Annotated in this window: 6 protein-coding genes and 1 tRNA gene; 3 read left to right on the top strand and 4 right to left on the bottom strand. The window is 43.0% G+C overall.

Features of this window, described 5'->3' with window-relative positions; translation table 11 throughout:
- Positions 1-74: 74 nt before the first annotated feature.
- A tRNA-Val gene (locus FXW07_RS08340) sits at positions 75-148 on the bottom strand.
- Positions 149-679: 531 nt separating this feature from the next.
- Between FXW07_RS08340 and FXW07_RS08335 the strand changes: the two genes are divergently transcribed.
- Positions 680-1,525, top strand: coding sequence for an MBL fold metallo-hydrolase (locus tag FXW07_RS08335; protein ID WP_229395037.1), 846 nt, complete (start codon positions 680-682; stop codon positions 1,523-1,525).
- A 63-nt stretch (positions 1,526-1,588) separates the two neighbouring features.
- Positions 1,589-2,905, top strand: a complete 1,317-nt coding sequence (locus tag FXW07_RS08330) for a methanogenesis marker 16 metalloprotein (protein WP_229395036.1) — start codon at positions 1,589-1,591, stop codon at positions 2,903-2,905.
- Positions 2,906-3,012: 107 nt separating this feature from the next.
- On the opposite strand, the gene comE is transcribed toward FXW07_RS08330, so the two are convergent.
- Together comE and FXW07_RS08320 are read right to left on the bottom strand one after the other, a co-directional pair.
- Positions 3,013-4,161, bottom strand: coding sequence for a sulfopyruvate decarboxylase subunit beta (comE, locus tag FXW07_RS08325; protein WP_229395035.1), 1,149 nt, complete (start codon positions 4,159-4,161; stop codon positions 3,013-3,015).
- Positions 4,162-4,264: 103 nt separating this feature from the next.
- Positions 4,265-5,515: a cysteate synthase gene (locus FXW07_RS08320; RefSeq protein ID WP_229395034.1), complete on the bottom strand. Its 1,251-nt coding sequence runs from the start codon at positions 5,513-5,515 to the stop codon at positions 4,265-4,267.
- A 353-nt stretch (positions 5,516-5,868) separates the two neighbouring features.
- Here FXW07_RS08320 and FXW07_RS08315 point away from each other — a divergent pair, with 353 nt between their 5' ends.
- Positions 5,869-6,009: a hypothetical protein gene (locus tag FXW07_RS08315; protein WP_229395033.1), complete on the top strand. Its 141-nt coding sequence runs from the start codon at positions 5,869-5,871 to the stop codon at positions 6,007-6,009.
- 83 nt (positions 6,010-6,092) lie between these two features.
- Here FXW07_RS08315 and FXW07_RS08310 read toward each other — a convergent pair whose 3' ends face one another.
- Positions 6,093-6,551, bottom strand: a complete 459-nt coding sequence (locus tag FXW07_RS08310) for a hypothetical protein (RefSeq protein WP_229395032.1) — start codon at positions 6,549-6,551, stop codon at positions 6,093-6,095.
- Positions 6,552-6,605 lie beyond the last annotated feature (54 nt).

The raw sequence follows: 6,605 nt of genomic DNA, 5'->3' as shown, positions 1-6,605 counted from the left end.
TACTTCGATTAATTGATATCCTGATTTTCGTTTTCTTTTTTACTTTCCGGAAAAATCTCCGGAAATTTTTTTAGTGGGCCCGCTGAGATTCGAACTCAGGACCTCCGCCATGTCAAGGCGACGTCATAACCGTCTAGACCACGAGCCCAGTAGTTTGTTGCTTCTGTTTTTCGCACAAAAGTGCAACTCCATAGTGCGCATCATCATTTATATAAGTTTTGGGTGGTATATACCTTTTCTAACCGAATCAACCTTAAAAGAGATGAAATCTTTATACAGTTTGTATCCTAATTTTTCTTTTGGAATCTAATGATGAATCTTTTTAGGGATTCGGTTTTCCAGCAAGCATTGCAAAATCCCTTATTTGCAATTCTTCAAATTCAATCGTTTGATTTGTTTTTTGTGAAACATTAGTTTTTTAGTAAGTCAATAATACCATATATTAATTTCTAGAAAACATGAAACCTATTAAAGGAAAAATAAAAGGTAGTTCAAGGTAAAAGCAACTCAATAAGCAAAAAAAGGCTCAAGATAAAAGGTAGTTCAAGGTAAAAGCAACTCAATAAGCAAAAAAAGCTCAATCTAAAAAGCAGCACTAGAGGCTCAATGCAAAAGGCAATACAATGCAAAACATGCAAAGAGCAACGAAACTCTTCCCAGATTTTGAGGGGAAAACTGAATGACTTCCAGCGAAGACACCCGGCAAGACCGTGAGAGCTTGAAAAGTAAAAGACCAGAATGCGAGAAGTCTTACAATATTATTAGTATCCCAATGGGGCACTCAAATTCTTATCTGATAGTTTCAGCTGGTCGGGGAGTTCTTGTGGATGCAGGATGCCCGGGCAAAATCAAAAACATTCAAACTGCTCTCGAACAGAACAACCTTGTTTTCCGGAATATAGTCCTTATAATTCTCACCCACACTCATTACGATCATACAGGCTGCCTTGCCGAAATAAAAAAACGAAGCGGAGCAAAAGTTCTGGTTCATGCATCCGAAAAAAGATGCCTGGAAAAGGGCATAACTCCCTTTCCGAAAGGTACTATGTGGTTCTCAAAAATAATTTCGGAAATTGGGAACTCCTTAATGGTTTCCAAATCAAAATATCAGCCTGTGAATCCTGATATAGTAATAGGAAACGAATATGACCTTGGAAACTATATCCCTGGTGCAAAAGTCATTTCCACGCCTGGTCATACTGAAGGCTCGATAAGCCTTGTGATTGAAAATGACGCTGCATTCGTAGGAGATACGCTTTTCAATGTCATGCCCTGGAGTGTATTTCCCCCTTTTGCAAACGACATCCGCGAACTTCTAGAAAGCTGGGAGAGGTTGATTGCTTCAAGTTGCAGGACATATTTCCCGGGTCATGGCAGACCCATACCTCTCCAGAAACTAAAAAACTCATACGAAAAAAAGACAAAAAAAGTAAAGAAGACCTTTGAGTTTATTCATTCTCTAAAACGGCTAATTTCACATTCTCTAAAACGGCCAATTTCACGCTTATTCTTTCCTCCAGAGTAACTGATCCTCAGGCAATCCTTACTCCTAAAATAGGATGAACTCAATATCCCGGTTGAGGGAAACATGAACGGAGCATTCGATAACACAGAGACGTCCCGGACAATCCCGGAAATCCAGGATAAAATTGATGCCGGAGACGCAATCGTTCTTACGGCTACGGAAATTAGTGCAAGAATTCGAGCAGGGGAGGATATAAAGCTCGAAGACGTGGATGTTGTAACAACTGCAACGCGTGGCATTATGAGTGGAACCTATGCCGTACTTTCGTTCAAAGTATCAGAGCCGGATTCGTTTGTTAAGGCGTCCGAAGTCCTGCTAAACGGCGTGCCTGCAGTTGTTGGTCCCTGCCCTAATGAAAGGCTTGGAATTTTGGACCTGATAGTACTTGGAACCGCTCACAGTAAGTTTGATCCCAACTACGGGGGCGGGCACCTTTTCAGGGAGATGGTAGAAGGAAAAAACATTAAAGTTGATGTGACTACCAGTGAAGGAGACCATTTCTTGGTAGAAACGCAGTTATCTGAGATCCCCTATGCGAAACTCAATGCAACAAGACACTCATTTAAGAATTATAGGGCGTTTGTAAATCCCGGAAAAGAGTCTATCAAAACCATCTTTCACGCCCTGCCTTTTGAAGGTGAGTTTAAGGAAATGACCTTTTGCGGCTGCGGTGAGTTAAACCCAATTGAAAACGACCCCAAGCTCGAAACTATAGGAATCGGGACAAGGGTACTTCTCAACGGGGCAGACGGATTTGTTACCGGGGCTGGCACTCGAAGCGCTCCAGATAATCCTAACCTTACGGGTTTTGCTGATATGCATGACATGACCCCTGAGTACATGGGAGGGTTTGTAACATCTGCCGGCCCTGAAATTATCAATACATGGGCTGTTCCTATCCCGATTCTTCACAAAGGGATGCTGGAAAATATCCTGAAGCTGGATAAGGAAATCCCGCTCAAGCTGGTGGATCTCGCAGGGCGAATTCCCCTCTGTGAAATCACCTATGGGGATGTATGGGATAATGTGGACCTGAATATTAAGTACGAGCCCGAAAAATGCCTTAATTGCAAGGATTGCCTTGTAATTGAAGCCTGTCCCATGGGTGCAGTAAGCCGGGGAGAAGACGGAGCTGTACACAATCCGGAATTTTGCTTTAACTGCGGACTCTGTATCTCAAGGTGCAGGGGAGAAGCATTCAGTGCAAACCTGGGTTCTGTCAGGTGTTCAACCGGAGGCTGCCTTAGAGATATTAAGGTAACACTGCGTCAGTCCGATCGTGCAAGGGCAATTATAGCTGCCGAAGAACTCAAAGAGAAAATTCTCACAGGAAGGTTCAGGCTTAATGAACCTGTAGAAAAAATAAGCTGGAGAGAGTAAGACAATGTTCTTCTCTCCTTTAATGCTCCTGTAACTGTGATTTTTACTTTTAAAGACGTAACTTCTAATTTTTATTTTTTGAAACGTTATTGTAACTTATTCAGACTTCAAGCTTTTAAAGCCTCTTTAAAGCGTTTTGTAACCTCTTCAGGGCTCAGGGGGATATTGGGAGCTTTTGTATTTCCAGGCTTCAGGATTACATGGATAAAGGAAAGTTCCTGCATGGCCCGAAATTTACTGAAAGCTTCTATTAACCCCTCTGGACTGTTTACCTTAGCCGTATTCTGAATTCCGCAAGCGGTTGCAAAAATTTCCAGGTCAATATAGCGGAGAGCACAGGTTTCCTGCGAGCCTGTGGAGCCGTAGGCACCATTGTCAAGGCAAATAATAATCAGGTTTTTTGGGGCTTCATTAGCAATTTCGAGCAGGGCGTTGGGGTTCATAAGCAGGCTACCGTCCCCGTCAAGGGTCACTACCGTCTTCTCTGTCTTAAGAGCCAGGCCAAGTCCTATCGACGAGACGAGCCCCATTGAGCCAAACATATAGAAGTTAAGCTCCCTGTCTCTACAAGCATAAAGTTCCTTGCAGGGAACTCCAAGATTTGTTACCGTAATTTCGCCATCAAGCTGAGAATCAATTGCGCAAATCGCATCGTTCCTTAGCATTAATGGCCTGAGGGTTTCCTGCTTAATATTAAAACGGCACGTCCTTTCCATAATCTCGGGTTTTTCGGGCAATCCAGCCGCTTCCCAGGCGCAACAAGTCGAGCTTTCCCATACTTTTGGAGAAATTAAGGCTATATGCGGCCTTAAATTCTCAAACGCGTCTTTTATTACGTTTTCAAGTAGAGGTAGCTTTCCGGCTTCATCAATTATTGTATATGCAAGCCCTGCTCCTTCAAGGATTGCCGGGAGATGGGTGCCAAGCGGGACCTGGGCTTCGATTCCTTCAGCGTAAACCCCACGCCAGCTTGCCAGAACAGGTAAGGGGATCCCGCAGATTACATTCAGAGATTCCAGAGCATTAATCATATTTCCAAGCCCTGTACTCTGGATAAGCATCATGGGCTTCCCCCCTGCAAGGTAAACCCCGGCACAAATGCCCACACCATTTTCTTCTCTCGTTAATTTGATTTCAGGAAAATTCTCAGAAACCAGGGGAAGCAGGTTTTTGATCCTGTCGCAGGGCAGAGTTGCGGCAAGGTCGATACCTGCCTTTTTCATTATTGCTATGACTTCTTCTTCCGGACTTGCCATGCACATGCCTCTTCAGCTTTCTTAATCGTCTTTATATTTTCACTGTTTTTATTTTGAGTTGTTTTGGACTCAGATATTTAGCTCGTCTAGATATTCAGCTTGTCTAGATATTCAGCTCGTCTAAGGAAATATCAGGATTTTTAGCAGTAGCTACCGGCTTGATCTGGTAAAGTGTATAGTCCTCTTTCAGGCGTTTGTATCCTCCGCCTGCAAGGTTCAGGAGAATAGTTTCGTCCTTACCAACGTTTCCTGCTTCCACGGCTTTTAGTAGAGAAGCTGTTGCAACTGCTGACGGAGGCAGAATGTCGATTCCTTCAAGAGATTCGAAAAGGGCCTTAGCTTCAAGGGCTTCTTCTCTGGTAATTGCGTACATTATTCCATCAGTGTCGCTAAGTGCATCGTATAAGCCGCCCATAACCCCATATGGCGGAGTCCGGTTGGTAAGCACGGTAGCATAGGTTTCTTCTACCTGTTTCTTTGCATCCTTCATGTCAAGTTCTGGAATGATTTCTCTTCTTTTTTCCTGCCAGGCGTTGTACATGGGAACAAAAGGAAGGTTCTGGGCAAGCTGAAGTTTAGGGATTTTTTGCCCGAACCGCCCATCGTCCCTGAGACGCATTGCGGCTTCCCATACTGAAATTCCTCCTGTGCCGCTTCCTACTGCCTGGAAATATTGATCAGGCATTTTTCCTATAGTTACTGCTGCATCCAGCATCACAGTGCCCATTCCATCTCTTCTGGCAATATTTCTTGCTCCGCCTTCGGGAATCATGCCAGGCAGCTTTGCAATCCTGCCTGCGAGATTGATAGCGTCAGTGTAATCGTTTCCTGGACTCATACTGATGAGATGGATAGATTCAGTGGGCTCTTCAGGCAGCCATAGATTCGAAGCTCCGGACTCCGGTACAACTATGTAGACATCAGTTCCTGTCAAAGCCGATACGTGCGCAAAGGCCCGGCCGGTATTTCCGGCAGAAGCAAGGACTATGGCTTTTCCTCCGGTCTCTTTCAGGAGTTGCATGGTCGGGTGGGCTTCGAGTTCTTTGAAACTGCAGGTTTTAATGAAAGCCCCTCTTTCGGGCCAGTACCCGCTGAACCCTATATAAAGGTTCGAAAGCCCGAGTTCTCTGGCAAAAGCTTCACTTTTGTAAGTTATAGGCCCCGCATCCGTAGTAAGTTCTTCCTGGACCGGGAGCCAGGAATGAAACCTTCCGATACCTGGCTGGTTTCTTAATTCCAGTCTTTTTTCGAGGTATTCCGCCCGCAAAAAAGCGTCATCGTTCTCACAGGTGAGCCTGTATTCCTGGCCGTACTCTCTTCCGCACTTAAGACATTTCAGTTTGAATTTTCCCATCGCTATCACAGGAAATTGGGCTTCTAATTAAATATGTATTCCTGAAAAGTGAATATAATTCTCTTTTTGTGTTATATTATTGAATTAGTTATCTTATTGGGCTATTTTATTTTACTAATGAGAAGAGAACCACTTTATCACATTAACAAGTTGGAAAAATTAGATAAGATATATCTAAAAGAGAAAGGATTGGGAAACTGAAAAGAGAAAGAGGGGAGATCTGAGAAAGAAAGAAGGAAAAACCGGAACGAAAAGAGAAGAAAAACTGAAAAGGAATGATAACAAAACTGGGAAGCAAAGACGAAGAACTGGAAAGAAAAGAGAAGAAAAACTGAAAAGAAAACTGAAAAGGAATGATAACGAAACTAGGAAGCAAAGACCGAAGGAATGGAAAGAAAAGAGAAGAAAAACTGAAAAGGAATGATAACGAAACTGGGAAGCAAAGACGAAGGAACGGAAAGGAAAAAATGACGTGCCGGAAAGGAGACTATTGAAGAAAGAAAAGAGGTAGAAGAAACTAAAAGTAGATGGGGAATTAAGGCTAAGCAGGTAACTTTTATCAACGTTTCTCTTTTTCTTAATAAAAGACCGGCGGAGTGACTTTTACATTTTCATAACTCCTTGCCTTGCCTTTAGGAGGATAAACAAAGGTGACAACGTCAGACTGCACCCCTAATTCATAAGGATCACACAGGTAGCTTCCGGCCTCTTTCCTGGAGATATTTAGCATCTGGAGCGAGGCACTTGACCTTCCTATCTTTTGAATCTTTACTTCTTTAAATTCGGAGAAAATTTCCTTAATCTTGGGCTCCAGGTTTTTACTTCCAAAAAGTGATATATATACCTGAGCAAAGGGACTGAGATGGTAGTCTATATTGACAGTCGCGTCAGTCTTGTCAAACTGAATCACTATATTGTCAACGTGAATATATTTTCCTTCTTTGAACTGATCTGCACTGGTTCCAGGAACGAATCTAGCAGCCAGTAGAATGGATGAGATTAGAAGGGCAATTACAATTATTGGTTTTGTTTTCATGGTTCTTACTCAGTAATATTCCTCTTTTTTAATATCTCTTTCCTGCAAATCTTT

This window comes from Methanosarcina sp. DH1, from assembly GCF_020804205.1.
Taxonomy (GTDB): domain Archaea; phylum Halobacteriota; class Methanosarcinia; order Methanosarcinales; family Methanosarcinaceae; genus Methanosarcina; species Methanosarcina vacuolata.
The sequence above is the reverse complement of the archived record's forward strand: the minus strand, read 5'-3'. Positions and strand labels throughout refer to the sequence as shown.

Excerpts from the sequence above, each read along its gene's own strand:
- FXW07_RS08310 (WP_229395032.1), bottom strand. The coding sequence starts at position 6,551 with ATGAAAACAAAACCAATAATTGTAATTGCCCTTCTAATCTCATCCATT.
- FXW07_RS08315 (WP_229395033.1), top strand. The coding sequence starts at position 5,869 with ATGATAACGAAACTAGGAAGCAAAGACCGAAGGAATGGAAAGAAAAGA.
- FXW07_RS08335 (WP_229395037.1), top strand. The coding sequence starts at position 680 with ATGACTTCCAGCGAAGACACCCGGCAAGACCGTGAGAGCTTGAAAAGT.
- FXW07_RS08320 (WP_229395034.1), bottom strand. The coding sequence starts at position 5,515 with ATGGGAAAATTCAAACTGAAATGTCTTAAGTGCGGAAGAGAGTACGGC.
- comE (WP_229395035.1), bottom strand. The coding sequence starts at position 4,161 with ATGGCAAGTCCGGAAGAAGAAGTCATAGCAATAATGAAAAAGGCAGGT.
- FXW07_RS08330 (WP_229395036.1), top strand. The coding sequence starts at position 1,589 with ATGAACGGAGCATTCGATAACACAGAGACGTCCCGGACAATCCCGGAA.